At 72.2% G+C, this 26,304-nt stretch carries 24 protein-coding genes; 13 read left to right on the top strand and 11 right to left on the bottom strand.

The features are described from left to right. Positions 1-90 precede the first annotated feature (90 nt). Complete coding sequence (locus tag ACIBFB_RS09850; protein WP_397228251.1) at positions 91-573, bottom strand: VOC family protein; 483 nt, start codon at positions 571-573, stop codon at positions 91-93. A 99-nt stretch (positions 574-672) separates the two neighbouring features. After that, the gene (locus tag ACIBFB_RS09845; protein WP_397228249.1) at positions 673-1,656 is read right to left on the bottom strand and encodes an alpha/beta fold hydrolase; all 984 of its coding nucleotides are present in this window, start codon (positions 1,654-1,656) and stop codon (positions 673-675) included. A gap of 165 nt (positions 1,657-1,821) precedes the next feature. Between ACIBFB_RS09845 and ACIBFB_RS09840 the strand changes: the two genes are divergently transcribed. The 5 genes from ACIBFB_RS09840 (at position 1,822) to ACIBFB_RS09820 (ending at position 6,790) form a co-directional block, all read left to right on the top strand. Next, positions 1,822-2,271 (top strand): helix-turn-helix transcriptional regulator, encoded by a 450-nt coding sequence (locus tag ACIBFB_RS09840; protein ID WP_397228247.1) that lies wholly within the window; start codon positions 1,822-1,824, stop codon positions 2,269-2,271. Between the two features lie 5 nt (positions 2,272-2,276). After that, positions 2,277-2,687, top strand: a complete 411-nt coding sequence (locus ACIBFB_RS09835; RefSeq protein ID WP_397228245.1) for a VOC family protein — start codon at positions 2,277-2,279, stop codon at positions 2,685-2,687. A 213-nt stretch (positions 2,688-2,900) separates the two neighbouring features. After that, the gene (locus ACIBFB_RS09830) at positions 2,901-5,291 is read left to right on the top strand and encodes an ATP-binding cassette domain-containing protein (RefSeq protein ID WP_397228463.1); all 2,391 of its coding nucleotides are present in this window, start codon (positions 2,901-2,903) and stop codon (positions 5,289-5,291) included. A gap of 170 nt (positions 5,292-5,461) precedes the next feature. After that, a complete protein-coding gene (locus ACIBFB_RS09825) occupies positions 5,462-6,259 on the top strand; it encodes a class I SAM-dependent methyltransferase (protein WP_397228243.1) in 798 nt (265 codons plus the stop codon). 123 nt (positions 6,260-6,382) lie between these two features. Further along, entirely contained in the window at positions 6,383-6,790 is a 408-nt protein-coding gene (locus ACIBFB_RS09820; RefSeq protein ID WP_397228241.1) for a MarR family winged helix-turn-helix transcriptional regulator, read from the top strand. A gap of 3 nt (positions 6,791-6,793) precedes the next feature. Here ACIBFB_RS09820 and ACIBFB_RS09815 read toward each other — a convergent pair whose 3' ends face one another. Together ACIBFB_RS09815 and ACIBFB_RS09810 are read right to left on the bottom strand one after the other, a co-directional pair. Further along, a complete protein-coding gene (locus ACIBFB_RS09815) occupies positions 6,794-7,444 on the bottom strand; it encodes a hypothetical protein (RefSeq protein ID WP_397228239.1) in 651 nt (216 codons plus the stop codon). Between the two features lie 86 nt (positions 7,445-7,530). Next, positions 7,531-8,100, bottom strand: coding sequence for a GNAT family N-acetyltransferase (locus ACIBFB_RS09810; RefSeq protein WP_397228461.1), 570 nt, complete (start codon positions 8,098-8,100; stop codon positions 7,531-7,533). A 345-nt stretch (positions 8,101-8,445) separates the two neighbouring features. On the opposite strand from ACIBFB_RS09810, the gene ACIBFB_RS09805 reads away from it, so the two are divergent. Then, a complete protein-coding gene (locus ACIBFB_RS09805; RefSeq protein WP_397228237.1) occupies positions 8,446-10,332 on the top strand; it encodes an ABC transporter ATP-binding protein in 1,887 nt (628 codons plus the stop codon). A 195-nt stretch (positions 10,333-10,527) separates the two neighbouring features. Here the strand turns inward: ACIBFB_RS09805 and ACIBFB_RS09800 are convergent, their stop codons facing one another. Continuing rightward, the gene (locus ACIBFB_RS09800) at positions 10,528-12,804 is read right to left on the bottom strand and encodes an ATP-binding cassette domain-containing protein (RefSeq protein ID WP_397228459.1); all 2,277 of its coding nucleotides are present in this window, start codon (positions 12,802-12,804) and stop codon (positions 10,528-10,530) included. A gap of 176 nt (positions 12,805-12,980) precedes the next feature. Between ACIBFB_RS09800 and ACIBFB_RS09795 the strand changes: the two genes are divergently transcribed. Beyond that, positions 12,981-13,796, top strand: a complete 816-nt coding sequence (locus tag ACIBFB_RS09795; RefSeq protein ID WP_397228457.1) for a TetR/AcrR family transcriptional regulator — start codon at positions 12,981-12,983, stop codon at positions 13,794-13,796. Positions 13,797-13,828: 32 nt separating this feature from the next. Here ACIBFB_RS09795 and ACIBFB_RS09790 read toward each other — a convergent pair whose 3' ends face one another. Further along, a complete protein-coding gene (locus ACIBFB_RS09790) occupies positions 13,829-14,440 on the bottom strand; it encodes a LysE family translocator (protein WP_397228235.1) in 612 nt (203 codons plus the stop codon). A 96-nt stretch (positions 14,441-14,536) separates the two neighbouring features. Between ACIBFB_RS09790 and ACIBFB_RS09785 the strand changes: the two genes are divergently transcribed. Further along, positions 14,537-16,021, top strand: coding sequence for a PLP-dependent aminotransferase family protein (locus ACIBFB_RS09785; RefSeq protein WP_397228233.1), 1,485 nt, complete (start codon positions 14,537-14,539; stop codon positions 16,019-16,021). 39 nt (positions 16,022-16,060) lie between these two features. Here the strand turns inward: ACIBFB_RS09785 and ACIBFB_RS09780 are convergent, their stop codons facing one another. Beyond that, complete coding sequence (locus ACIBFB_RS09780) at positions 16,061-16,624, bottom strand: helix-turn-helix domain-containing protein (protein ID WP_397228231.1); 564 nt, start codon at positions 16,622-16,624, stop codon at positions 16,061-16,063. A 39-nt stretch (positions 16,625-16,663) separates the two neighbouring features. Here ACIBFB_RS09780 and ACIBFB_RS09775 point away from each other — a divergent pair, with 39 nt between their 5' ends. Then, the gene (locus ACIBFB_RS09775; protein WP_397228229.1) at positions 16,664-17,179 is read left to right on the top strand and encodes a GNAT family N-acetyltransferase; all 516 of its coding nucleotides are present in this window, start codon (positions 16,664-16,666) and stop codon (positions 17,177-17,179) included. Positions 17,180-17,194: 15 nt separating this feature from the next. Here ACIBFB_RS09775 and ACIBFB_RS09770 read toward each other — a convergent pair whose 3' ends face one another. The 4 genes from ACIBFB_RS09770 to ACIBFB_RS09755 form a co-directional block, all read right to left on the bottom strand. After that, positions 17,195-18,214 carry an EamA family transporter gene (locus tag ACIBFB_RS09770; RefSeq protein ID WP_397228227.1) on the bottom strand — a complete coding sequence of 340 codons (1,020 nt, stop codon included), beginning with the start codon at positions 18,212-18,214 and terminating at the stop codon, positions 17,195-17,197. Between the two features lie 141 nt (positions 18,215-18,355). Next, positions 18,356-19,678 (bottom strand): ABC transporter substrate-binding protein, encoded by a 1,323-nt coding sequence (locus tag ACIBFB_RS09765; protein ID WP_397228225.1) that lies wholly within the window; start codon positions 19,676-19,678, stop codon positions 18,356-18,358. An 18-nt stretch (positions 19,679-19,696) separates the two neighbouring features. Further along, positions 19,697-20,605 (bottom strand): carbohydrate ABC transporter permease, encoded by a 909-nt coding sequence (locus ACIBFB_RS09760; RefSeq protein WP_397228223.1) that lies wholly within the window; start codon positions 20,603-20,605, stop codon positions 19,697-19,699. Beyond that, positions 20,595-21,563, bottom strand: a complete 969-nt coding sequence (locus tag ACIBFB_RS09755) for a carbohydrate ABC transporter permease (protein ID WP_397228221.1) — start codon at positions 21,561-21,563, stop codon at positions 20,595-20,597. Before ACIBFB_RS09755 ends, ACIBFB_RS09760 begins: the two co-directional genes overlap by 11 nt. Before the next feature lie 400 nt (positions 21,564-21,963). On the opposite strand from ACIBFB_RS09755, the gene ACIBFB_RS09750 reads away from it, so the two are divergent. Genes ACIBFB_RS09750 through ACIBFB_RS09735 form a run of 4 tightly spaced genes read left to right on the top strand, consistent with a single transcriptional unit; the run spans position 21,964 to position 26,240 of the window. Beyond that, complete coding sequence (locus ACIBFB_RS09750; protein ID WP_397228219.1) at positions 21,964-23,274, top strand: Gfo/Idh/MocA family oxidoreductase; 1,311 nt, start codon at positions 21,964-21,966, stop codon at positions 23,272-23,274. Next, a complete protein-coding gene (locus tag ACIBFB_RS09745; RefSeq protein ID WP_397228217.1) occupies positions 23,271-24,443 on the top strand; it encodes a Gfo/Idh/MocA family protein in 1,173 nt (390 codons plus the stop codon). The genes ACIBFB_RS09750 and ACIBFB_RS09745 overlap by 4 nt, the downstream gene beginning before the upstream one ends. Then, positions 24,440-25,288 carry a PmoA family protein gene (locus tag ACIBFB_RS09740; RefSeq protein WP_397228215.1) on the top strand — a complete coding sequence of 283 codons (849 nt, stop codon included), beginning with the start codon at positions 24,440-24,442 and terminating at the stop codon, positions 25,286-25,288. The genes ACIBFB_RS09745 and ACIBFB_RS09740 overlap by 4 nt, the downstream gene beginning before the upstream one ends. Before the next feature lie 52 nt (positions 25,289-25,340). Beyond that, the gene (locus ACIBFB_RS09735; RefSeq protein ID WP_397228213.1) at positions 25,341-26,240 is read left to right on the top strand and encodes an NAD-dependent epimerase/dehydratase family protein; all 900 of its coding nucleotides are present in this window, start codon (positions 25,341-25,343) and stop codon (positions 26,238-26,240) included. Positions 26,241-26,304: the final 64 nt, after the last annotated feature.

Here is a 26,304-nt window from a genome sequence, read left to right as displayed (position 1 = left end):
TGCCCCCTCCCGGGGCCCAAAAACCCCCCCCCCCCGGGCCCCCCCCGGGGGGGGCCCGCCCCCCCCGCCCCCCCCCCCCCGGCGCGCCCCTCAGCCCCCGTCGGCGGCGCGCAGCAGGTCGGCGACCACGAGCTTGCGCATCCCCAGCATGGCCGCCGTCGCCCGCTGGCGGCGACCGGGGTCGGGGTCCTCCAGCAGCTCGTCCAGCACGGTGGGGATGATCTGCCAGGACAGTCCGAAGCGGTCCTTGAGCCAGCCGCACTGGCTCTCCTCACCGCCCTCGGTGAGGGCCTCCCACAGCCGGTCGACCTCCCGCTGGTCCTCGCAGTCGACCATGAGCGAGAACGCCTCGTCGAAGGTGAAGTGCGGACCCCCGTTGAGCGCCACGATCCGCTGCCCGGCCAACTCGAACTCCACCGTCAGCACCGACCCCTCCGGCCCGGGCATGCCCGGCCCGTAGTAGGTGGTCTTGAGCACCCGCGAGTCCTCGAACAGACTCGTGTAGAAGCGCGCCGCCTCCTCCGCCCGGGTGTCGAACCACAGGCAGGGCGTGATCCTGTTCAACGAGGCCATGGCCCGGTCCTTCCGTCGCGAACACGTGCCCCCTGTCTACCGGCCGCCACCGACGGAACACGGCTGCCGCGCCGGTCCCGGCCGCGGCGGTGGGACGCCCTAGGCGGGCACAACCTCCTCCACATGGGCGAGGAAGTCCAGCAGCGCCGCGTTGACCTCCTCGGGCCGCTCCTGCTGCGTCCAGTGCCCGCACCCGGCCAGGGTCACGTTGGCGTGCACGCGCGGCGCCACCAGGTGCAGATTGGCCCGCAGGAAGTCCACGCCCTTGAGCGAGACGACCATGTCCCTGTCACCGACCACGTACAGCGCGGGCACCTCGACCACACGGCCCTGGAAGGCGGTCAGGAGCTCGTTGTTGCGATCGATGTTGCGGTACCAGTTCAGCGGCCCCGTGAACGCGTCCGAGCCCCGGTAGTCCTCGGCGAACGCGGCCACGTCCTCCTCGGTCAGCCAGCCGGGCAGCGCGTCCGGCTCGGGCATCCCGTCCAGCAGGGTCATGCCCTCGGGGACGACCCAGGGCCGGGGCTCCTCCACCCGGGGGTTGTCCCCCGAGGCGTTGAACAGGATCCGCCGCAGGGTCGACGCCGGGTCGCGGGCGAACTCGGCGTCGGCCACGCCGGGCTCCTGGAAGCCGATCTGGTAGAAGCCCTCGCCGTAGCGGTCCCTCGCGAGCGAGAGAGGGGGCAGCATCGCCGGAGGCGCCGGGGGCACGCTCAGCCCCGCCACCCCGCGCACCAGGTCCGGGCGCAGCAGCGCGGTCGCCCAGGCCACGGGCGCACCCCAGTCGTGGCCGACCAGCACGGCGCTGGACTCCCCCAGTGCGCCGATCAGCGCCGTCACGTCGCCCACCAGGTGCAGCAGGGTGTAGGCGTCGACCGGCTCGGGCCTGTCACTGCGGGCGTAACCGCGCTGGTCGGGGGCCACCACGCGGTACCCGGCCCCGGCCAGCGGGGCGAACTGGTGCCGCCAGGAGTACCAGCTCTCGGGGAAGCCGTGCAGGAGCAGGACCAGCGGCCCCTCCCCCTGCTCGGCGATGTGCAGGCGAACTCCGTTGACCTCGACGTCCCTGTGCCTGACGGTCATGCGTGGGCTCCTCGCCGTGTTCGGGTGGGCCGCGGGCTCGATTCGCCGGGGGCGCTGGCGGCCCTCCGGCGAGCATAGGGGAAGGAGTCGGGCGCGGCGGGGCCTGCCGGCGATCCGGGCGGACTCCGCTGGGAAACGTCCGAACGGCGTGCCAGAATCGCGTACGTGACCAGCAGATCCACCCAAGCGCACCACCTGCGCGACCTCGCCGTGCTGCGCCGCGTCCGCGACCGGATCGACCGGGAGTACGCGCGGCCGCTGAACGTCGAGGCGCTCGCCCGCGGCGCGAACATGTCGGCCGGGCACCTGAGCCGCCAGTTCCGCCGCGCCTACGGCGAGTCCCCGTACAGCTACCTGATGACCCGCCGCATCGAGCGCGCCATGGCGCTGCTGCGCCGCGGCGACCTCAGCGTCACCGAGGTCTGCTTCGAGGTCGGATGCTCCTCCCTGGGCACCTTCAGCACGCGCTTCACCGAGCTCGTCGGCGTGTCGCCCAGTGTCTACCGGGCCGCGGCGGCGGACGCGACCGCGGGGATGCCGGCGTGCGTCGCCAAGCAGGTGACCAGACCGATCAGAAATCAAGAAGCGCGACTGACCAGGACACACCTAGCCTGATCCACATGGACATCACCATTCACGCGAGTTTCCTGCCGCACGACGACCCGGACGCCTCCCTGGCCTTCTACCGCGACGTCCTCGGCTTCGAGGTCCGCAACGACGTCGGCAACGGCACGATGCGCTGGATCACGGTCGGACCCGTCGGCCAGCCCGAGACGTCGATCGTGCTGCACCCGCCGGCCGCCGACCCCGGCGTCACCGACGACGAGCGCCGCACCATCGCCGAGATGATGGCCAAGGGCACCTACGGCATGATCCTCCTGGCCACGAGCGACGTCGACGGCGCCTTCGAACGCCTGCAGGCCACCGACGCCGAGGTCGTCCAGGAGCCGACCGACCAGCCCTACGGGGTGCGCGACTGCGCCTTCCGCGACCCCGCGGGGAACATGGTGCGCATCAACCAGAAGCACTGAGCCGACCGGCCGTCACCGCTGTGACCCGCATGGACGGTACCGTGAAGGCATCCAGGCCGCTGGCGGCACCGTCCCCGCGCCGATCCACGACCGATGACCACCGAGTCCCGCTCCCGCGGCGGCGCCGCCCGCGCGCCGCCGCGGGAGCGGGCCGACCGGTGCGTCGCGCGCACCGACCCGGGTGCGCCGCCCCGCCCACCACCTGGAGAGACGATGAGCAAGGCCACGAGCACGGACACGCGGTCCGCCGCACCGCACGCCGCCGACAGCCACGCACTGATCAGCGTGCACGGCGCGCGCGAGAACAACCTCAAGGACGTCAGCGTCGAGATCCCCAAGCGTCGGCTGACGGTGTTCACCGGGGTGTCCGGATCGGGCAAGAGCTCACTGGTGTTCGACACCATCGCCGCCGAGTCGCAGCGGCTGATCAACGAGACCTACAGCACCTTCGTCCAGGGCTTCATGCCAACGCTGGCGCGGCCCGAGGTCGACGTCCTGGACGGGCTGACGACCGCGATCATCGTCGACCAGCGGCCGATGGGCGCCGACCCCCGCTCCACCGTCGGCACCGCCACCGACGCCAACGCCATGCTGCGCATCCTCTTCAGCCGGCTGGGCGATCCCCACGTCGGCCCGCCGCACGCGTTCTCCTTCAACGTCGCCTCGGTCCGCGCCAGCGGCGCGATCACGGTGGAGAAGGGCACATCCACCAAGGCCGTCAAGCAGACCTTCACCCGCACCGGCGGGATGTGCACGCGCTGCGAGGGGCGCGGCAGGGTCTCCGACATCGACCTCACCCAGCTCTACGACGACTCCAAGTCGATCGCCGAGGGCGCGTTCACGATCCCGGGGTGGAAGTCGGACAGTTTCTGGACCGTGCGCCTGTACGCCGAGTCGGGCTTCCTCGACCCGGACAAGCCGATCCGCGACTTCACCGGGCAGGAGATGGCGGACTTCCTCCACCGGGAGCCGACCAAGGTCAAGGTCGAGGGCGTCAACCTCACCTACGAGGGCCTGATCCCCAAGATCCAGAAGTCGTTCCTGTCCAAGGACCGGGAGGCGATGCAGCCGCACATCAGGGCGTTCGTGGACCGGGCGGTCACCTTCACCCCCTGCCCCGAGTGCGGGGGCACCCGGCTCAGCGAGGCGGCCCGGTCGTCGCGGATCCGGGGCGTCAACATCGCCGAGGCGTGCGCGATGCAGATCAGCGACCTGGCCGACTGGGTCCGCGAGCTCGCGGAGCCGTCGGTGGCGCCGCTGCTGACCTCACTGCAGCGCACGCTCGACTCGTTCGTGGAGATCGGCCTGGGGTACCTGTCGCTGGAACGGCCCTCGGGCACGCTGTCGGGCGGCGAGGCCCAGCGCGTCAAGATGATCCGCCACCTCGGCTCCTCGCTCACCGACGTCACCTACGTCTTCGACGAGCCCACCATCGGCCTGCACCCGCACGACATCCAGCGGATGAACAAGCTGCTCCTGCGGCTGCGGGACAAGGGCAACACGGTGCTCGTCGTGGAGCACAAGCCCGAGACGATCGCGATCGCCGACCACGTCGTCGACCTCGGTCCCGGCGCCGGGACCGCGGGCGGCAGCGTCTGCTTCGAGGGCACCGTCGGGGGACTGCGGTCCAGCGGCACCGTCACCGGCCGCCACCTCGACGACCGCGCCTCCCTCAAGGAGACCGTGCGCCAGTCCACCGGCACACTCCGGATCCGCGGCGCGACCCAGCACAACCTGCGCGACGTCGACGTCGACGTCCCGCTCGGCGTGCTCACGGTCGTCACCGGCGTCGCCGGGTCCGGCAAGAGCTCGCTCGTCCACGGGTCGATCCCCGCCGACGCGGGCGTGGTGTCGATCGACCAGAGCGCGATCCGCGGTTCGCGGCGGTCCAACCCGGCCACCTACACCGGACTGCTCGACCCGATCCGCAAGGCGTTCGCCAAGGCCAACGGCGTCAAGCCCGCCCTGTTCAGCGCCAACTCCGAGGGCGCCTGCCCCGAGTGCAAGGGCGCCGGGGTGGTCTACACCGACCTGGCGATGATGGCGGGCGTGTCCACCCCGTGCGAGGAGTGCGAGGGCAGGCGCTACCAGGCGGCGGTCCTCGACCACCGCCTCGGCGGCCGCGACATCAGCGAGGTGCTCGCGATGTCGGTGGACGAGGCGGAGGAGTTCTTCGCCGCGGGTGAGGCGCGCACCCCGGCCGCGCACCGCGTCCTGGGCCGACTCGCCGACGTCGGGCTGGGCTACCTCACCCTCGGCCAGCCGCTCACCACGCTGTCCGGTGGCGAGCAGCAACGGCTCAGGCTGGCCACCCACATGGCCGACAAGGGCGGCGTCTACGTCCTCGACGAGCCGACCACCGGCCTGCACCTGGCCGACGTCGAGCAGCTGCTCGGCCTGCTCGACCGGCTCGTGGACTCGGGCAAGTCGGTGATCGTCATCGAGCACCACCAGGCGGTCATGGCGCACGCCGACTGGATCATCGACCTCGGTCCCGGCGCCGGCCACGACGGAGGCCGGGTGGTGTTCGAGGGGACCCCCGCCGACCTCGTCGCCGCCCGCTCCACCCTCACCGGCGAGCACCTGGCGCAGTACGTCGGCTGACCGGCGCGCGGGCTGCGCCGCCCGGACCGCGTCGGCGCCGAACCCGCCCCGCGCACGTCCGCGCGGCATCCGTCGTCTCAAATAACGAGAATCAAATCTCAAAAAGAGAGACATGGGTGTAGTGTCCCCACCACCGGCACTCCACAGCACCCCCAGGAAGGGGAGCCCCCATGTCGCGCTACACCCACGGCCAGCACCGCACGGTCACCGACTCCTACCGCTGGCGCAACGCCGCCAACTCCACCGCCTACGCGCTGGACGAGATGGTCCCGGGACGTTCCCTGCTGGACGTCGGATGCGGCCCCGGCACCATCACCGTCGACCTGGCCCGGCGTGTCGCCCCCGGCCCCGTCACTGCCGTGGACTCCTCCGCCGAGGCCGTCGACCTGGCCCGGGCCACCGCCGAGGAGGCCGGCGTCGACGGCATCGACTTCCAGGTCCACGACGCCCACGACCTGCGGCTGCCCGACGACGCCTTCGACATCGTCCACGCCCACCAGGTCCTGCAGCACGTCGGCGACCCGGTACGCGCCCTGGCCGAGATGCGCCGGGTCGCCCGCCCCGGAGGGGTCGTGGCCGTGTGCGACAGCGACTACTCCGGCATGTTCTGGTACCCGCGCCTGCCCGAGTTGGACGCGTGGATGTCCCTGTACCAGCGCGTCGCCCGCGCCAACGGCGGTGAACCCGACGCCGGACGCCACATGGTCGCCTGGGCGCACGCCGCCGGGTTCACCGACGTCACCTACGTGTCCGAGGCCTGGAGCCACTCCTCCCCCGAACGCCGCACGTGGTGGGGGCGCATGTGGGCCGAGCGGATCCTGGAATCCGACATGGGCCGCCAGGCCCTGACCGAGGGGTACGCCACCCGGCAGGAGTTGGAGGACATCTCGGCGGGCTGGACCCGGTGGAGCCAGGACCCCGACGCCGTGTTCGTGATCCCCCGCGGCGCCCTGCTCTGCCGTGCCTGACCGGCCGCTGCCCCGGGCCCCGCGCGTGCCCCGGTCCGGGGCGGCGACACCACGCGGGGCGGCTGGTCAGGCCGGGCAGGATCGGGATAGCGTCGACACACCGCGGCCCACGCTGGAGGAACCATGTCCGACCTGCCGATCGGCTACTGGATCAAGCACCTGGACCGGCTGATCGAGAACGACTTCGACCGGGTGCTGTCCACCGAGACGCTCGGGCGCCGCCACTGGCAGGTGCTCACCTCCCTGCACTCCGACCCCGGCGCGGTGGCCGACCTGGACCGGCGGCTGGCTCCGTTCCTGGAGGAGGGCGAGTCCAGCGTCGCCCCCGTGGTCGAGGAGCTGCGCGCCCGCGGATGGGTCGAGGGCTCCGGTCCGCTGTCCCTCACCGCCGCCGGGCACACCGCCCACGACGCACTGTTCGAGAAGGTCAGCGACGCGCGCCGACGTCTGGCCCAGGGCATCACCGACCAGGAGTACCGCGCCACCGTGGACGTCCTGGAGCGCATGTCCGCCAACCTCGAACGCGGCTGACCCTCACACCCGCGAGCCTGCCGGGCCGACCGCCCTGGGGTAGCGGCCCCCGACGACCACGGGCGCTTGCGGCTCCTCCACCCACAACAGGGTCAGCGCGGGGCCCAGCACCGCCGCCGACCGCGCCCACCGGTCGATGAGCTCGGCACCCGGCAGGACCCGCAGGCCCAGTTCCCCGGCCGCCTCCTCGTACGCGGCGACGACGTCGATCCCGTCCTCGGGCTCCTCGGCGTGGTCGGCTGCGAGGTCGGCCATGGACTCCTCGTACGCGGCCAGCGCGGCGTCCCGGCCACCCCGCTCCAGGGCCCACATGACATCCCAGCGACAGGGGACACCCAGCACCAGCTCCAACGACTCGGCCAGGTCGCGCCCGAGCACCGTCATGCCGCTCGCGCCGTCGTAGTGGATCAGCGGACGCCGCTCGTCCCCACCGCACAGCAGGAACGCGTCACCCCCGCCCGACGACGCCACCCCCGTCAGCGACTCGCCCGACGCCAACTCCAGCGGCCAGTCGTCGGCGGCCCAGTCGCGGCCCAGGTCGAAGTCGTAGGGCAGACGGGGCAGGATCGAGGCGGCGGCATCGCTTCCTCGAAGCCGCTCCAGCAGCCCCACCGCCGGATCCGTCCCCGGTCCGATACGGCCCCGCGAGTCCATCCGCGTCCCCCTCGTCGTCGTGGTCCGATCCGGGGAAGACGACGGCGCCCTCCCCCATCGGTTCCGCCGGATCGCGGCCCGTCCCCTCAGCCCAGATCGGCGGGCAGCTCTCGGGTGAGCTCGACGAAGGCCAGGTCGGGCCGCCTGGGCGTGCCGAAGGACTCGTCACCGTAGGGGAAGGGCGAGATCCGGCCCGTGTTGGTGTACCCCCGCCGCTCGTACCACGAGATCAGGTCCTGCCGCTGCTTGAGCACCTTCATCCGCATCACGCGGCATCCCCACGTGCGCACCACGGTCCGCTCCGCCTCGGCCAGCACACGGCGGCCCAGCCCCGTGCCCTGGGCGGCGGGGCGGACCGAGAACATCCCGAAGTAGGCGCCGCTCGTGCCCCGCTGGAGCTCGCAGCAGGCCACCAGCTCCCCCTCGGCCTCGGCGACCAGGACGAGCGTGTTGGTGCGGCCCAGCAGCTCACCCATGCCGTCCTTGTCCACCCGCTGGCCGTCGAGCAGGTCGGCCTCGGTCGTCCACCCGAGCCGCGAGCTGTCCCCCCGGTAGCAGGAGTTGACCAGCTCCACCAACGCGGGAACGTCACCCGGCGACGCCGCGCGATAGGTCAGCTCCGGCTCGTCGCGCGACGCCGCGTCCTTGGTCTCCATGGTGGTCACGCAGGCCCTCCCCCTGTGGATCCGATTCAATGCGCCCCCAGTATCGGGCACCCCCGACGGGCCGCGCACACCCCCGCGCCCCGGCGCCGACCCGCGGCGGAGCCAGCACCGCCACCGGTGCGCACGTCCGGCGCCGTGACCAGGAACGGGGCGCGAGCGCCGGTGCTCCGCCTCGGGCAGCCACACCTTCACCCCGATCGCCGCCGACCGGCAGTTGACCTGAACAATAGTTGAGGTTCTACGGTCGGGTGTGACCGGCACGCGCACGACCACGGGCAGCGCCGGTCGCCCACCCACCCCACCGTGAGGAGGCCGGGGCCAGCGCCCCACGATCCGATGAGCATGGAAATGGCCGCGTGGAACTCCATCTACCACGCCATGCACGCCCGCGAGGACCAACGCCCGTTCTCCCTGCCCCTGCTACGGCGCATCGCCGCCTTCGCCCGCCCCTACACCCGCCACGTCACCTGGTACGTCGCGCTGAGCGTGGCCACCGCCGCCCTCGCCGTGGCCTCCCCCCTCCTCGCCGGACGGGTGGTCGACGCCGTCATCGACGGCTCCGCACTGCGCCCGGTCCTCCTGCTCGCCGGGGCCATCGCCGCCATCGCCGTCGCCGAGGCCGCCCTGGCCCTGACCGTGCGCTGGCTGTCCGCACGCCTGGGCGAGGGGCTCATCCTCGACCTGCGCACCACCGTCTACGACCACGTCCAACGCATGCCGGTCGCCTTCTTCACCCGCACCCGCACCGGCGCCCTGGTCAGCCGCCTCAACAACGACGTCATCGGCGCCCAGCGCGCCTTCAGCAGCGTGCTCTCCGGCGTCACCAGCAACCTCGTCACCCTCGCCCTGGCCCTCGCCGTGATGATCAGCCTCTCCTGGCAGATCACCCTGCTCGCCCTCGCCCTGCTCCCCGTGTTCGTCCTGCCCGCCCGCCGCATGGGCGCCCGCCTGGCCCGCATCGAACGCGAACGCACCCAGCACAACGCGGCCATGAGCACCCAGATGACCGAGCGCTTCTCCGCTCCCGGCGCCACCCTCGTCAAGCTCTTCGGCCGCCCCGCCGAGGAGTCCGCCGAGTTCGCCCGCCGCGCCGGCCGCGTCCGCGACATCGGCGTGCGCACCGCCATGGTCCAGGAGGTCTTCTTCACCGCCCTGACCCTGGTCTCCGCGCTCGCCCTCGCGCTCGTCTACGGACTGGGCGGCTTCTACGCCCTGCGCGGCCACCTGGACGCGGGCACCGTCGTGGCCATGGGCATGCTCCTCACCCGCCTGTACGCCCCGCTCACCGCGCTGGCCAGCGCCCGCGTCGAGGTGATGAGCGCCCTGGTCAGCTTCGGCCGCGTCTTCGAGATCCTCGACCTCGCGCCGCTCGTCGACGAACGCCCCTCCGCGCGCGCCCTGCCCCAGGGCCCCGCGTCCCTGGAGTTCGACGACGTCGTCTTCGGCTACCCCAGCGCCGACAAGGTCTCCCTGGCCTCCCTGGAGGAGGTCGCCACCCTCGACACCGCCGACGACGGACACGTCCTGCACGGAGTGTCCTTCCGCGTCGAACCCGGCCAGATGGTCGCCCTGGTCGGCTCCTCCGGCGCGGGCAAGTCCACCATCGCCCAACTCGCCCCACGCCTGTACGACGTGGACGCCGGCGCCGTCCGCCTCGGCGGGCACGACGTGCGCGACCTGACCTTCGACACCATCCGCCAGACCCTGGGCATGGTCACCCAGGACGGCCACCTCTTCCACGAGACCATCCGCGCCAACCTCACCCTGGGCAGCCCCGGGGCCGCCGACGACCAACTGTGGGACGCCCTGCGCCGCGCCCGCCTGGACACCCTCGTCGCCGCCCTGCCCGACGGACTGGACACCGTGGTCGGCGAACGCGGCTACCGGTTCTCCGGCGGCGAACGCCAGCGCCTGACCATCGCCCGCCTCCTGCTCACCAACCCCGAGGTGGTCATCCTGGACGAGGCCACCTCCGCCCTGGACTCCACCTCCGAGGCCGCCGTCCAGGAGGCCCTGGCCGAGGCCATGCGCGGCCGCACCTCACTGGTGATCGCGCACCGGCTCTCCACCATCCGCGCGGCCGACGCCATCCTGGTCGTCGAGCACGGCCGCATCGTCGAACGCGGCACCCACACCGAACTCCTCGCCCGCGGCGGACGCTACGCCGAGCTGTACCGGACCCAGTTCGCCACCGGCGAACCCGACCCGGTCCCCGCCCTGTGACCGCCGCGACCCACGACCCCGCCTCCCCGGTGGCGCCACACCGGGGAGGCGGACGAACCGCGAGGGACACCGCCCCGGTATCCGCGCGTACTCCCACCGGCGCCGACCGGCCGCCCGCGCCGGGATCCTCTGGCGCGAGCGGCCCGGGCGTCCTCAGGACGCCGCTGGAGCGGGACGGGGGCCGGCCCCCGAGCCCTACGCTCCGCCCAGGTAGGCGCGCAGGTGCCGGGCCGTGAGCGTGTCGGCCTCGGCGACCATCCGCTCCGGGGATCCCTCGAACACGATCCGGCCGCCGTCGTGCCCGGCTCCGGGCCCCAGGTCCACGATGTGGTCGGCGTGCGCCATGACCGCCTGGTGGTGCTCGATCACCACCACCGTCCCGCCGTCGTCGACCAGCTGGTCCAACAGCGCCAGCAACCGGTCCACGTCGGCCGGGTGCAACCCGCTGGTGGGCTCGTCCAACACGTACACGGCCGCCTCGCGGGCCATGTTCACCGCCAGCCGCAGCCGTTGGCGCTCACCGCCCGACAGCGTCGTCAGCGGCTGTCCCAGGCCCAGGTACCCCAGGCCCACGTCGTGCATCCGCCGCAGGATCGCGCTGGCCTGGCCGGCGGTGAAGAAGTCGCGCGCCTGCTCCACGGACATCGCCAGCACCTCGCTGATGTTCCTCCCGCGCAGCGTGTGGGTGAGGACCTCGGGCCGGAACCGGGTGCCCTCGCACTGTTCGCAGGTGGAGGCCACGCCCGCCATCATCGCCAGGTCGGTGTAGATCACCCCGGCGCCCTTGCACTCGGGGCAGGCGCCCTCGGAGTTGGCGCTGAACAGGGACGCCTTGACCTTGTTGGCGCGGGCGAAGGCGGTGCGGATCGGATCGAGCAGCCCGGTGTAGGTGGCCGGGTTGGACCGCCGCGATCCGCGGATCGGTGACTGGTCGACCACGACCACGCCGTCGCGGCCGGGCAGGGAACCGTGGATGAGCGAGCTCTTGCCCGACCCCGCCACGCCGGTGACGGCGGTGAGCACCCCGAGCGGGATGTCGACGCTGACGTCCTTGAGGTTGTGGCTGGTGGCGCCGGTGATGGGGATGGCGCCGGTGGGGGTGCGGACCTTCTCGCGCAGGGTGGCCCTGTGGTCGAGGTGCCGGCCGGTGAGGGTGCCCGAGGCGCGCAGTCCGGCCACGTCGCCGGAGTAGGTGACGCGGCCTCCGCCGGGTCCGGCTCCGGGGCCGAGGTCGACCACGTGGTCGGCGATGGCGACGGTCTCGGGTTTGTGCTCGACCACCAGCACCGTGTTGCCCTTGTCGCGCAGGCCGAGCAGGAGCCGGTTCATCCGTTCGATGTCGTGGGGGTGCAGTCCGACGGTGGGCTCGTCGAAGACGTACGTGACGTCGCTGAGGCTCGATCCCAGGTGGCGCACCATCTTCACCCGCTGGGCCTCACCGCCGGACAAAGTCCCCGACTCGCGGTCCAGGCTCAGGTAGCCCAGGCCCACCTCGACCAGGGAGTCCAGGGTGTGGGCGAGGTTGTCGACCAGGGGTCCGACCGAGGGGTCGTCGACGGTGCGCACGAACGCGGCCAGGTCGTCGATCTGCATGGCCGAGCACTCGGCGATGGTGCGGCCCTGGACCCTCACGGACCGGGCCCGGGCGTTGAGGCGGGTGCCGCCGCACTCGGGGCAGCCGGAGTAGGTCACCGCCCGGTCCGCGAACGCGCGGATGTGCGGCTGCATGGACTCGCGGTCCTTGGACAGGTAGGTGCGCCGGACCTTGACCAGCAGTCCCTCGTAGGTGAAGGAGCTGCCCTCGCGTTTGACGCGGGTGGCGGGGGCGTGCAGGAAGGTCTCCCACTGCTCGGGTGTGAAGTCGCGCAGCCGCAGGTCGGGGTCGACCATCCCGGAGTGGGCCATCGTCTGCCAGTACCAGTTGCCGACCGCGAACCCGGGCACGGTGATGGCGCCCTCGTTCAGGGACAGGTCCCGGTCCACCAGCTGCTCGACGTCGACCTGGTGGGTGCGGCCCAGGCCCTCGCACTCGGGGCACATGCCCTCGGCGTTGTTGAAGCTGAAGGCGCTGGAGGGCTCCAGGCGCGGGGCGCCCGCCCGGCTGAACACGATCCGCAGCATGGCGGCGGCGTCGGTGGCCGTGCCGACCGTGGAGCGGGAGTTGGCGCCCATACGCTCCTGGTCGACGATGATCGCCGCGCTGAGGTTGCGCAGGGTGTCCACCTCGGGGCGGCCCAGGCTCGGCATGAACGACTGCACGAACGTGGTGTAGGTCTCGTTGATCAGGCGTTGCGACTCGGCGGCGATGGTGCCGAACACCAGCGAGGACTTCCCCGATCCGGACACGCCGGTGAACACGCTCAGCCTGCGCTTGGGGATGTCCACCGAAACGTCGTCGAGGTTGTTCTCCCTGGCCCCTCTGACCTGGATGGTGTCGTGGGTGTCCGCGATGGCGACGGGTTCGGAGCGCACAGTCGTCCTCACACATCCTTAGCGTGTAAACCGATCAATGTCGATCGACAGTTTACGCCCTAAGGAGACGTCTTCGAACACGATCGGGAAGAATCCGGCCCGAATCCCGCGAGTGAACTCCTTATGTGGTAAAGTACTAACCCTGAGTGAACTCCGACACCGAGAGGGGACAGCCGATGGTCGTCTACGCCGGGCAGGGGGACGCGCGCCGCTCCATGGCGCTGCTGTGGCGGCACGGCGGCGAGCCGGCCCAGCGCACCGCCCCCGGACCCAAACCCGAACTGAGCGTGGACCTGGTCGTGAACACGGCCGTCGCCGTCGCCGACGAGGAAGGCATGGCGGCGCTGTCCATGCGCGCGGTGGGCGAACGGCTCGGCCGGTCGGCGATGTCGCTGTACACCTATGTGGCCAGCAAGAACGAACTCCTCGACCTGATGTACGACCACGCCTTCGCCGAACTGGCCGACGCCGTCGAGGGGGAGACCGACCGGCCCTGGCGGGCGGCCACCACCGCCTGGGCCGAGCACCTGTGGCGGTTCAGCCTCCGCCACCCCTGGACCCTCCAGGTCTCCCACGCCCGCCCCGTCCTGGGCCCCCACGAGTACCGGATCTTCGAGGCCCTGGCCCTGGTCCTGCACCGCGCCGGACTCGGCCCCAGCGACGTCCGCAACGCCTACGGCAGCCTGTTCAACCTGGTGCGCGGGCTGGTGCGCACCAGCGCCGAGGCACGCCAGGCCCAGGCCGCCACCGGCATGGCCGAGGACGACTGGTGGTACGCGCGGTCGTCGCAACTGGGGCAGGTCGCCCCGGACTTCGACACCCGCTTCCCCACCCTGGCGGCCCTGTCCCGGGGCGGCGCCTTCACCAACGACGACGAGGGCGAGCCCTACCTGGAACAGGAGGCGTGGGAGACGCTGCGGTTCGGACTGGAGGCACTGCTGGACGGCATCGAACGCCGCCTCACCCCCGCGACCGGCCGCGAACGGCACTGACCCCGTCCCCGAGCCCCGGGCCCGCCCGCACCTCAGGGCTGGGCGAACGCCAACCGCAACCCCAACACGGCGAACGCGCCCGCGAAGGCGCGCCGCGACCACGCCAGCACCCGCTCGTCGCCCACCACACGGTCGCGCACCAACGCCGAGAACCGCCCGAACACCACGAACACCGCGAACGTCATCAGCATGAACACCCCGCCCAGCATCAGCATCCGCGCCATCGGATCGGCCTCCCCCGCCCCCACGAACTGCGGCAGGAACGCCAGGAAGAAGATGGTCAGCTTGGGGTTGAGCAGGTTGACCAGGATCCCCTGGACGACGACCCGCGTCCCCGACCGAGGCGAGTCACCGCCCTCCACCGTCAACACCCCCCGGTCGCGCCACGTGCCCCAGGCCATGAACAGCAGGTAGGCCACCCCCGCGTACTTCAGGACCTGGAACGCGGTCGCGCTCGCGTGCAGCAGCGCCGCCAGACCCGTCACCGCCGCGAGCACGTGCGGAACGATCGCCAGCGTGCACCCGAACGCGGCCAACACCGCCGCGCGCGTCCCGCGCGACAGCCCCGTCCCCACCGTGTACAACGCCCCGCTGCCCGGGATCAGGACCACGACCAGCGCGGTCACCAGGAACTCCACACTCATGACCGCCCCTCCCCCGACGCTGGAGCGGACACGGACGAACATCGCGACATCGGCGTGACTGTGTGCATGCGCCCACCCTTCCGCCACAATGGTCCCGTGAACAGGTCCAATCCCACGCAGCACGACAGGTCCATAATGACCGGGGCCGACTTCCTCCACCTCGACGCCACAGACGCCCCGCCCCGCGGCGTCACCGACTGGCTCACCGACCGGATCCGCACCGCCATCACCGCCGGCGGCCTGCCCCGGGGCAGCCTCCTGCCCTCCACCCGCACCCTCGCCGCCGACCTCGGCGTCTCCCGCGGCGTGGTCACCGAGGCCTACCGGCGCCTGGCCGAGGACGGCCACGTCCGCGGCCGGGGCAGAGCCGGGACCGTCGTCATGACCGACCCGCCGGCCCCGCTGCCCACCCCCCACCAGCCGGGCCCGCCCACAGGTCGCACGCTCTTCGCCCCCGCACCGGGGCCGCAGGTGTTCGACCGGCTGCGCGAAGCCGACGCCCCCATCGACCTGTCCCCCGGCGTACCCGACCTCGCCGCCTTCCCCCGCGCCGCGTGGCTGCGCGCCGAACGCGCCGTCCTCACCGACACCGGCGCCTCCGCACTCGGCTACGGCGACCCGCGCGGGACCCCGGCGCTGCGAACGGCCGTCGCCGACTGGCTGGCCCGCACCCGGGGCATCCGCGCCCACCCGGACCAGATCATCATCGTCGCGGGCACCGCCCAGGCGCTCGGCCTCATCGCCCGCGTCCTGGGCGACGAGGGCGTCGACGCCGTCGCGGTGGAGGACCCCGGTTCCCTGGGCGTGCGCCAGCACCTCGACCACGCCGGGATGCGCACCCCACCCGTGCCCGTCGACGAGAACGGCCTCGACGTCGACGCCCTGCGCGCCACCGGCGCGCCCGCCGTGCTGGCCACCCCCGCCCACCAGTTCCCCACCGGAGTGGTGCTCAGCGGAGACCGCCGCCGCGCCCTGACCCGCTGGGCGCAGGAGGGCGGCCTGGTCATCGAGGACGACTACGACGCCGAACACCGCTACGACCGGCCGCCGGTCCCGGCACTGGCCTCCGCGGCCCCCGACCGGGTCTGCTACAACGGCAGCGTCTCCAAACTGCTGGCGCCCGCCCTGCGCCTGGGCTGGACGGTGGGCCCGCCGCACCTGCACGACGCCCTGGTCGAGGCCAAACGCTTCAGCGACCTGGGCAACGCCACCCTGCCCCAGCTCACACTGGCCCACCTGATGGCCTCGGGAGCGCTCGAACGCCACCTGCGCGTCCTGCGCGGACGCCACCGCCGCCGCAGGGACGCGATGATCGACGCCCTGCGCGCGCACATGCCGCGGGCGCACGTGCACGGCGCCGCCGCGGGCCTGCACCTGACGGTCACCCTCGACATCCCCGCCACCGACACCCGCCTGGCGGCGGCCGCACTGGAACGCGGAGTCAAGACCCACCCGCTGTCCTGGCACCGCCGGCGTCCGGGCCCCGCCGGGCTGGTCCTGGGGTACGCGGGACGGCCCGCCACCGCCATCCGCGAAGGGGTGGCCACCCTGGGCGCGCTCGTCGACGACCTCACCCGTTGACGACCCCGCCGGCGCCGCCTCCTTCGGCACAGAGGGCCGTCACGGGTGGCGGCGGGAGACCGCCACCAGATACCGGCACTCCCCGTCGGTGCGGTTGCGGTAGACACACGGCGCGGGCGCACCCAGTTCGAGGCAGTCACCGGCCTCCAACGTGTGCTCGACCGAGCCCTCGCGGAAGGAGAGGGCGCCCCGCAGCACCCAGATCTGGTGGTGGCGCAGCGCGTAGGCGTCGGCGGGGTAGGCCACCCGTGCGCCCGGCGGCAGCTCGACCTCGACCAACTCCATCGCGCCACCGGAACGCGGGGACAGCGCACGCCGCCGGTACCCGGTCTCGGGGTCGGTCCACACCGGCTGGTCGGCGACGCGGGCCAGGCGCCGGTCCTCGTGTTCGGCGCGCGCGATGAGCTCGGACAACGTGATCCCCAGCGCCGCCGACAACCGCCCCAGCAGCACGGCCGTGGGCTGAACGTCCCCCCGCTCGATCCGGCTGACCATCCCTCGCGACACCCCCGCCCGTTCGGCCAGGGCGGCACCCGTCAGTCCGCGGGCGGCGCGCAACTCGCGCAGGGTCTCGGCGAGGGCGGAGCCCAGAGGATCACTCATGCGTTCATCATAATGCACACATCATTTACCATAGTGAACATGAGTGCCGTCACCACCCACATCCGCGACGCCACCCCGGCCGACGCCGAGGCCTGCGCCGCCATCTACGCCCCCTACACCACCGACACCGCCATCACCTTCGAACTCACCCCGCCCGACCCCCGGGAGATGGCCGCACGGATCACCGCCGCACAACGCCACCACGCCTGGCTCGTCCTGGAGGAGGACGACCAGGTCATCGGCTACGCCTACGGCGGCCCCTTCCGCAGCCGCGCCGCCTACGCCTGGTCGTGCGAGGTCAGCGTCTACCTCGACCGCGAGCGCCGCGGCTCCGGACACGGCCGAGCCCTCTACCGGGCCCTCCTGCCCGCCCTGGCCGCACGCGGCATGCGCACCGCCGTGGCCTGCATGACCCTGCCCAACGAACCCAGCCTCGCCCTGCACCGCGCCCTGGGCTTCACCCCCGTCGGCACCATGCACCGCGTCGGGTACAAGCACGACGCCTGGCACGACGTCGCCTGGGCCGAACTCGACCTCACCGCCCTCGCGCCCTGACACCCGCGCGAGCGGTCAACGCCCCTCCGGCACGCGCTCGGCCCCGGCCGCGCCCTCCCCGGACTCCACCCCCGGCGCCGCCCCCGCCTCAGGAGCGACCCTCCGCGCCCCCTGCGACCCGTCCGCGGACTCCGACGGCGCCGCCGTCTGCGTCACATACGCCCCCACCACGATCACCACCGCGCCCACCGTCTGCACCAGACTCAACGACTCCCCCAACAACACCCACGCCAACCCGATGGCAGTCACCACCTCCAGATAGGCCACACCCCCGGCCACCTGCGGCGACAACCGACGGATCGCCCACACCCCCATCGCGTACGCCACCGCCGTGCTCACCACCGCCAACCACACCGCCAGCACCCACCCCGGCACCGCCGCCCCGCCCAACGGCAACCGCTCGCCCAACGTCCCCCACGCGAGCGCCCACGGCCGCGCCGGAACCGCCAACACCGCCGTCGCGACCAACGCGCCGAACGCGATCACCGCCAACGGATCGGCGTCCCCGCCCGTGGCGTCCGACAACAGGAAGAACCCCGCCTGCGCCGCGGCGGCGCCCAGCGCCAAACCCACACCCACCGGATCCAGGCGCATCCCCGCCCACACCTCCAGCAGCAGCCCCAACCCGGCCACCGCCAACACCACACCCACCACCGCCGCCGGCGACACCCGCGTCCGACGCACCACCCGGAACCACACCAGCACCAGCACCGGCCCCAGGAACTCGATCAACAGCGCCACCCCCACCGGGATCCGCGCGACCGCCGCGAAGTACAGCGCCTGCACCCCGGCCATCGGAACCACCCCGTAGGCCAACACCAGCCACGGCCGCCGCCCCGGCAACCGCCAGTGCGCGACCGCCACCGGCGCCAGCACCAGCGCCGCCCCCGCCACGCGCAGCCACGTCACGTGCAGCGGATCCATCCCCGCGTCCAACAGCGGCCGCGCCGCCACACCCGCACCACCGAACGCCAGAGCCGCTGCCAGGGCGAACACCAACCCCGACGCACGATGACGCACGGGACGAACGGACACGGCAACCTCCAGAGGGTGATGATCGGATCTGCGCCGAGCATAGGGCCCGCGCTCCCCCGCCGCGTACCCGGTCCACCCGGCCCCGGACACAGAGGCGGGCTGTGCGGGAGCGCTCCCGCACAGCCCACCGGACATCGGGGGTCAGGCCGAACCGGTGGCCGTCTCCACCTCCGACATGAACCGCTCCGCCGCCTCGGCGGGAGTGATGTTGCCGAACGCCAGGTCGTCGGCGATCCGCTTGGTGATCTCCACGACCTCACCGGCGCCGATCGGCGGCGGCGGGTTGCCGTCCACGATCGTGCCCTCGACCTCGGACAGGAACACCGCGCTGCGCGCGTCCGCCTCCGACAGCGAGTCCGTGATCTGCGCGCGCACATCCACGTTGGCGGGCAGACCCCGGTCGGCCAGGATCAGCTCCCCCGCCTCCGGGCTGTTGAGCAGGAAGTCGACGAACCGCGCCGCCTCCTCCGGGTGCTCCGACTCCGAGGAGATCGCGTAGAACATGGCCGGCTTGAAGAACATGCCGGTGCGGTCCTCCTCGGTCTCACCGGGGTAGCGCAACAGTTCCAGGTCGCGACCGGACGAACCCGTCAGGCCGCCCAGCTGGTTGGTCCAAAAGTGCGCCATCGCGCCCGTGTTGGTCGCCAGGACCGACTGGTCGGGGCCGCCCGCCTCGATCTCGACGCTCTCCGACGCGCTGGGCTGGCCGCCGTCGTCCAGCAGCTCCACCGTCAGCTCGTACCACTCCTCCAGGGTCTCCTGGGAGAAGCCCAGGGAGCCGTCCTCGTCGTAGAGCCGCTCCCCCCGCTGGCGCGCGAAGATCTGGAAGCCCGTCTCGTTGTAGGCCATGCTCTGGGTGCCCACGACGTCCCCGCCGGAGGCCTCGCTGATCTCCACAGCGAGTTCGACGTACTCCTCCCACGTCCAGCTGGAGTCGTCGGGCAGTTCCACGCCCGCGTCCTCGAACGCCTGAGGGTCGGCCATGATCGTGTAGGCGTTCACACCCGTGGCCACGCCGAAGGTCTGCCCGTCCAGGTCGCCGCTCTCGGCGACCAGGGGGTCGATGCCCGACAGGTCCAGGGTCTCGCCGAACTCGCCCAGGTCCGCCAGGGCGCCGCGCTCGGCGTACTCGCGCAGGTAGCGCTCCTCCTGCGTCATGATGTCGGGCGCGTCGCCCGCCGCGGTGCTGGTCGCCAGGCGGTCCCAGTACCCGGACCAGTCGCTGTAGTCCCCGACGATCCGGATGTCGGGGTTCTGGGCCTCGAACAGGTCGATCACCTGCTGCGTCGTGGCGTGCCGGTCATCCGCTCCCCACCAGGAGAAACGCAGTTCCACCACACCGTCGTCGGACTCGCCTCCCCCGCCGCAGGCGGTGGCGGTCAGGGCGAGGGCGCTCACCCCGGCGACGAGGGGCAGGAGGGCGAAGGGGCGGCGGGAGGGCCCGCCCCGGGGGATGGCTCGCATGGATTCGTTTCCCTTCGACTACTTGATTCCGGTGGTGGCGATGCCCTTGACCAGGTACCGCTGGCCGGCGAGGAAGAACCCGAACACCGGCCCCAGCGCCACCACCGACATCGCCAGCAGCGGACCCCACGAGGTCTGCGACGTGGAGTCGACGAAGGTGCGCAGCGCCACGGGCACGGTGTACATGTCCGGGCTGGTCAGGAAGATCAGCTGGCTGAAGAAGTCGTTCCAGGTCCAGATGAACGTGAAGATCGCGGTGGTGGCGATGGCCGGCAGGGAGAGCGGCAGGATCACCTGGAGGAAGATCCGCACGTGTCCGCACCCGTCGATGCGCGCGGCCTCGTCCAGCTCCTTGGGCAGCCCGCGGATGAACTGCACCATCAGGAAGACGAAGAAGCCGTCGGTGGCCAGGAGCTTGGGGATGACCAGCGGCAGGAAGGTGTTGATCCAGCCCAGCTCGGAGAACAGGATGTACTGCGGCACGATGATCACGTGGATCGGCAGCATGATCGTGGCGAGCATGATCGCGAAGAACAGCCGCTTGCCGTGGAACTCCAGACGCGCGAAGGCGTAGGCGGCCATCGAACACCCGATGAGGTTGCCGACGATCGCACCGGCGACCACGACCGCCGAGTTGAGGAGGTAGTGGTGGAACGGGTACTCGAGCGCCGTCCACCCGTCCGTGTAGTTGCTCGGGGTGAAGGTCTCCGGGATCAGTCCGGGAGCACGGAAGATCTCCTCGGTGGGCTTGAAGGAGCTGGCGAGCATCCACAGCAACGGGTAGAGCATCACCAGCCCGGCCGCGATCAGGCCGATGTGGGTGAGCAGGCGCCGCACGTGCTCGCCGCGCGAACGGCGGTGTGAGGCCCGTGCCCGCGGTCGTGTGTTCGGCCGTGTCCGTGCGGGGGCCGTGGTTTCAGTCGCCATAGAAGACCCAGTACCTCGAAGCCAGGAAGTTCACCGCGGTGAACCCGCCGATGATCACCAACAGCAGCCAGGCCATCGCCGAGGCGTAGCCCATGTCGAAGGAGCCGAAGCCGCGCTGGTACAGGTAGAGCGTGTAGAAGAGGGTGGAGTCCGATGGACCGCCGGTGCCCGAGCTGACGATGAACGCCTGTGTGAAGGTCTGGAAGGCGTTGATGATCTGCAATACCAGATTGAAGAAGATGATCGGGGTGAGCATGGGGACGGTGATGCTCCAGAACCGGCGCAGCGGACCGGCGCCGTCCACGGACGCCGCCTCGTAGTACATGGCGGGGATCTGCCGCAGGCCGGCCAGGAAGATCACCATGGGGGCGCCGAACGTCCAGACGTTGAGCACGATGAGCGTGCCCAGCGCGTAGTCGGGGTGGGAGACCCAGCCCGGCGCGTTCTCGACTCCGAGGAATCCCAGGGCCAGATTGATCAGGCCGTTGGCGCCGAAGACCTGCCGCCACAGGATCGCGATCGCGACGCTGCCGCCCAGCAGCGAGGGCAGGTAGTACACCGACCGGTACAGCGCCAGACCGCGCACGCCCCGGTCCAGGACCAGGGCCAGCGCCAGCGCCAGGGCGAGCTGGAGCGGCACCGAGGTGAACACGTAGACGAAGGTGACCCTCAGCGCGCTGAGCAGCCGTTCGTCGTCGAGCATCCGCCGGTAGTTGTCCCACCCGACCCACTCGTGGTCCCCGATGAGGCTGTAGTCGGTGAAGGAGAAGTACAGGGAGGCCAGCAGCGGACCCGCGGTGATGAACAGCAGTCCGAGGAACCACGGAGCCAGGAAGCCGTAGGCGGCGAGGTTCTCCCGCCTGGCGCGGTTCCCGGAGCGCCGGGGGCGCGGGGCGCGGCGCGCGGGCGTGTCGGACTCCGTCTCCTCCGCGGGCTTGAGTTCCAGCAGCGCGTTCACGGAGCCCCACCGTCCGGTGATGGCCGCGCCCCGGCGGCGGGCGTTGTCGGGCCTGGGTTCATGACTGGAGACCGCCAATCTCGATCGGAAGGGACACGCGCCGTGACCGTGTGTGAGAGAGAACACGGGGTGAACCGGTCAAAGCCGTCCTGGTAAGCGCTATCCAGCTACTAAGATTGATCAGTTTCTAGCATCGGGTTACACGGGTGTCAACGACGGATTTCGCCACACCGCGCCCACCAGCCCCGATCGACGGGTTCCGCGGACGGCGACCGCTCGCGGAGGCGGCACGCCGACGCCCCCGTCCCGGCCCCTCCCTGCGCCCCGCGGTGGGCCGCACCGGCCTCCATGACGCCCCGGGCCTTGTCGAAGGGCATGGAAAGCGTTTACCCTGCGGTGTGTGAACGACACCACCCCACGCAGGTACGCCATCGTCGGAACCGGAGCCCGCGCCCGCATGTACACCCGGGCGCTGACCGGAAGCCACCGCGACCAGGGGCGGCTGGTCGCCCTGTGCGACACCAACCGGACCCGGATGGCCGTCCACAACCGGATCATCGCCGACGCGGGGTTCGAGGCGCTCCCGACCTACACCCCCGACGACTTCACCCGCATGCTCGCCCAGGAGCGGGTCGACGAGGTCATCGTGTGCACCGTCGACCGCACCCACGCCGACTACGTCGTCGCCGCCCTGGAAGCCGGAGTCGACGCGATCACCGAGAAACCCCTCACCGCCGACCTCGACGGGCTGCACCGCATCAACGAGGCCCAGACCCGCACCGGGGGCCGGGTGACCGTCGGCTTCAACTACCGGTACAACCCCGTCCACCGGCAGTTGCGCGAACTCATCGCCTCCGGCGCCATCGGCGAGGTCGGCTCGGTCCACTTCGAGTGGCTCCTGGACCTGCGCCACGGCGCCGACTACTTCCGCCGCTGGCACCGCGACAAGAGCCAGTCCGGCGGCCTGCTCGTCCACAAGGCCAGCCACCACTTCGACCTCGTCAACTGGTGGATCGGCGCCCGCCCCGCCGAGGTCTTCGCCTCGGGCGACCTGTTCTTCTACGGCGACGCCAACGGGCGCCGCCACGGCCTGGCCGCCGACTACGACCGCACCCACGGCGCGTCCTCCGCCGAAGCCGACCCCTTCGCCCTGCACATGAGCGACAGCCCCGACCTCAGCGCCCTGTACCTGGACGCCGAACACGAGGACGGCTACCACCGCGACCAGAACGTCTTCGGCCCCGGCATCACCATCGAGGACGACATGTCCGTCCTGGTCACCTACGACACCGGGGCCCGCCTGAGCTACCACCTGGTCGCCTACGCCCCCTGGGAGGGCTACCGGATCTCCCTCACCGGCAGCAGGGGACGCCTGGAACTGGACATGACCGAGTTCGAGTACACCTCCCCCCACCAGGACGAGGCCACCCCCGTGCGCGGCATGCCCGCCCCCAAGGAGAACACCACCGCCCGCCTGCGGCTGCGACGCCACTGGCAACCACCCGAGGAGATCCCCATCGCGGTCGGCGAGGGCCCGCACGGCGGCGGCGACCAGGTCATGCTCTCCTCGCTGTTCGGCGACGCCGACGACGGCATCCGCCCCGACCACACCGACGGCGGGAACGCGCTCCTGACCGGTCTGGCCGCCAACGCCTCCATCGCCTCGGGCGCCCCGGTCAGGGTCGACGACCTGCTGAAGGCCCAACGGTGAACGCCCCCGTCCCGATCCTGCTGGCCGGGGTCCACGGCCACGGACGCCACCACCTCAAAGCCCTGCACCCCCTCAGCCGGAGCGGCCTCGTGCGGCTGGTCGGCGTCTGCGACCCCGCACCCCCCGCCCGGGACGACGACCTGGAAGGCCACGGCGACCTCCCCCGCTTCGCCGACCTGGGCGAGGCCATCGACGCCACCGGCGCCAGCGCCACCATCCTCGCCACCCCCATCCCCACCCACCTGCCGCTGGCCCGCACCGCCCTGGACCACGGCTCCCACGTGCTGCTGGAGAAGCCCACCACCGCCACCCTGGCCGAATACGACCAGCTCGTGGCAGCCGTGGACGCCTCCGGCCTGGCCTGCCAGATCGGCTTCCAGAGCCTGGGCTCCCACGCCCTGGACACCGTCCGCCACCTCATCGGCGACGGAGCCGTCGGAGAACTGCGCGGCATCGGCGGCGCGGGCACGTGGATCCGCACCTCCGCCTACTACGACCGGGCGCCCTGGGCCGGGCGGCGCCGACTCGACGGCCGCGACGTCGTCGACGGCGCCCTCACCAACCCCTTCGCGCACGCCGTGGCCACCGCGCTCGCCGTGGCCGGAGCCGCCACGAACATCCCGGCCGGGATCGAACTGGAGCTGTACCGCGCCCACCCCATCGAGAGCGACGACACCGCCTGCCTGCGGGTGCGCACACCCGACGGCACACCCATCACCGTGGCCGTGACCCTGTGCGCCCAGGAGAGCCTTCCGCCCAGGCTGACCGTCCACGGCACGACCGGACGGATCGACCTCGACTACACCCTGGACCGGGTCACCCTCCACCGCCCCGGACGCGACCCGGTGACCACCGCCCACCCACGCACCGGCCTGCTGGAGAACCTCCTCGCCCACGTGGACGGGGACGCCCCCCTCCTGGTCCCGCCCCGCGCCACCCACGCGTTCATGCACGTCCTGGAGGCGGTGCGCACCGCCCCCGACCCCGTCGCGGTCCCCGACACGCACCAGCGGGTGACCCGGCACTCCGAGGGCACCCGGCGCGTGATCACCGGGATCGACGCCCTCGTCCGCCGCAGCGCCGACCAACTGGCGCTGTTCTCCGAACTCGACCCCGCCTGGCCCCCCGCAGACCGGGCATCCGACCCCACCCCGGAGGCCCGGCCGTGACCACCGTCGACCTGTCACTCCAGGGCGCCGTCCTGGCCCGCCTCCAGGACGGCACCCGCATCGAACCGCACCTGTCGCCACGCCCCTACCTGCACCCCGTCCGCACCACGGGCGGAACCGTGGTCACCGAGGAGTCTCCCGGCGACCACCGGCACCACGTCGGCGTCAGCGCGGCCGTCCCCGACGTGTCCGGCGTCAGCTTCTGGGGCGGGACCACCTTCACCCGCGACCGGGGACCGGTCCTGCTCGACAACCACGGCCGCCAGAGCCACGTCTCCTGGACGGTCCGCGAACCCGACCACCACGTCGAGGTGCTCTCGTGGACCGGCCCCGGAGGCGACGAGCTTCTGCGGGAGGAGCGCACCACCCGAGCCCTGCCCCTGGACGAGCGCACCTGGGTCCTGGACCTGCGGGTCCGGCTCACCAACACCAGCGGCCGGGACCTGAGCGTGGGCAGCCCCGCCACCAACGGGCGCCCCGGCGCGGGCTACGGCGGCCTGTTCTGGCGTGCCCCCATCTCCCCCACCCCACCCACCTGCACCGGCGCCGGAGGACTCGACGGGGAGAAGGCCCTGCACGGCTCCCGCGCCCCCTGGCTCGCCATGGCCGGATCCACGGCCGACGGCGCCCCGTGGACCCTCGTCCTCCTCCAACCCGGCCCCCGCACCGACCCCTGGTTCCTGCGCGCCGAGGAGTACCCCGGGGTGGGACCCGCCCTGGCCTGGGACACCAGGCTGCCCGTGCCCGAGGGCGCCACCCTGGAGCGGCGGCTGCGCACCGCGGTCCACGACGGACACACCACCGGCCCCGGCGACCTGGCCCGGCGCGCCCTCGACCTGGCCTGACCCGCCTCCACACCCCCCACCACGGATGAACGAACCCAGGAAGGCGGCACCCATGCGCGTCCTCGTGACCGGCGGCTCGGGACGTCTCGGCCGCAGCGTCGTTGCCACCCTGACCGAACGCGGCCACCACGTCCTGTCGGTCGACACCGCCCCCTCCCCCGACCCGGACGTGGAGGGCATCGTCGCCGACCTGCTCGACGAGACCGCCCGCGACGAGGTCTTCACCCGGGCCCGCCCCGAGGCCGTCGTCCACCTGGCCGGGATCGCGGTGCCCTTCACCCACCCCGACCTGGACACCCTGTCGGTCAACACCCGCCTGGCGTGGGCGGTGCTGTCCGGGGCGGTGACCCACGGCGCGCACTCGGCGGTGGCCGCCTCCAGCCCCACGGTCTACGGGTACAACACCCCCTCCTGGCGGCCCCGCTACCTGCCGCTGGACGAAGACCACCCGGTCGAGCCCTGGCACGCCTACGGGCTGAGCAAGGCCGTCATCGAGGAGACCGTGCGCGCGCTGGCCCGCACCACCGACGACTGCGTGCTCTCGTGCGTGCGGCCCGGGTACGTGGTCGCCCCCGAGGAGTGGGCCGGTGCGGTCACACAGCAGGGCCACACCATGGCCGAACGCCTGGCCGACCCAGCCCTGGCCGCGACCTCCCTGTTCAACTACGTGGACGCCCGCGACGCCGCCGAGCTGTTCGCGCTCGTGGCGGAGAACCCCGACAAGGTCACCGGCGGCCAGGTGTTCAACGCCGTGGCGCCGGACCCGCTGGCCACCGGACCGATCGACACCCTGCTCCCGCGCCACCACCCCGCGACCGCCGACGCCGCCCCCGCCCTGGCCGACGGCAGGTCGGCCTTCTCCGCGGAGCGGGCCCGCACCGTCCTGAACTGGAACCCCACCCGCACGTGGCGCGACCAGATGACCGACCGTGCGGCGACCGACCGTCGGTGAGTGGCGGACACAACTCCGCTACGCTACAGGGGAAAGAGTTTTCCAAGGTGGCGCGCAGCAGGAG

Origin of the sequence: Nocardiopsis sp. NPDC050513 (assembly GCF_044457925.1) — a bacterium.
Classification (GTDB): Bacteria; Actinomycetota; Actinomycetes; order Streptosporangiales; family Streptosporangiaceae; genus Nocardiopsis.
This window is presented reverse-complemented; position numbering and strand designations above follow the sequence as displayed.

What these genes read in the sequence shown, in the direction of transcription:
- ACIBFB_RS09850 (WP_397228251.1), bottom strand. Translation starts at nt 573, where the DNA reads ATGGCCTCGTTGAACAGGATCACGCCCTGCCTGTGGTTCGACACCCGG.
- ACIBFB_RS09845 (WP_397228249.1), bottom strand. Translation starts at nt 1,656, where the DNA reads ATGACCGTCAGGCACAGGGACGTCGAGGTCAACGGAGTTCGCCTGCAC.
- ACIBFB_RS09835 (WP_397228245.1), top strand. Translation starts at nt 2,277, where the DNA reads ATGGACATCACCATTCACGCGAGTTTCCTGCCGCACGACGACCCGGAC.
- ACIBFB_RS09830 (WP_397228463.1), top strand. Translation starts at nt 2,901, where the DNA reads ATGAGCAAGGCCACGAGCACGGACACGCGGTCCGCCGCACCGCACGCC.
- ACIBFB_RS09825 (WP_397228243.1), top strand. Translation starts at nt 5,462, where the DNA reads ATGTCGCGCTACACCCACGGCCAGCACCGCACGGTCACCGACTCCTAC.
- ACIBFB_RS09820 (WP_397228241.1), top strand. Translation starts at nt 6,383, where the DNA reads ATGTCCGACCTGCCGATCGGCTACTGGATCAAGCACCTGGACCGGCTG.
- ACIBFB_RS09815 (WP_397228239.1), bottom strand. Translation starts at nt 7,444, where the DNA reads ATGGACTCGCGGGGCCGTATCGGACCGGGGACGGATCCGGCGGTGGGG.
- ACIBFB_RS09810 (WP_397228461.1), bottom strand. Translation starts at nt 8,100, where the DNA reads ATGGAGACCAAGGACGCGGCGTCGCGCGACGAGCCGGAGCTGACCTAT.
- ACIBFB_RS09805 (WP_397228237.1), top strand. Translation starts at nt 8,446, where the DNA reads ATGAGCATGGAAATGGCCGCGTGGAACTCCATCTACCACGCCATGCAC.
- ACIBFB_RS09795 (WP_397228457.1), top strand. Translation starts at nt 12,981, where the DNA reads ATGGTCGTCTACGCCGGGCAGGGGGACGCGCGCCGCTCCATGGCGCTG.
- ACIBFB_RS09790 (WP_397228235.1), bottom strand. Translation starts at nt 14,440, where the DNA reads ATGAGTGTGGAGTTCCTGGTGACCGCGCTGGTCGTGGTCCTGATCCCG.
- ACIBFB_RS09780 (WP_397228231.1), bottom strand. Translation starts at nt 16,624, where the DNA reads ATGAGTGATCCTCTGGGCTCCGCCCTCGCCGAGACCCTGCGCGAGTTG.
- ACIBFB_RS09775 (WP_397228229.1), top strand. Translation starts at nt 16,664, where the DNA reads ATGAGTGCCGTCACCACCCACATCCGCGACGCCACCCCGGCCGACGCC.
- ACIBFB_RS09765 (WP_397228225.1), bottom strand. Translation starts at nt 19,678, where the DNA reads ATGCGAGCCATCCCCCGGGGCGGGCCCTCCCGCCGCCCCTTCGCCCTC.
- ACIBFB_RS09760 (WP_397228223.1), bottom strand. Translation starts at nt 20,605, where the DNA reads ATGGCGACTGAAACCACGGCCCCCGCACGGACACGGCCGAACACACGA.
- ACIBFB_RS09735 (WP_397228213.1), top strand. Translation starts at nt 25,341, where the DNA reads ATGCGCGTCCTCGTGACCGGCGGCTCGGGACGTCTCGGCCGCAGCGTC.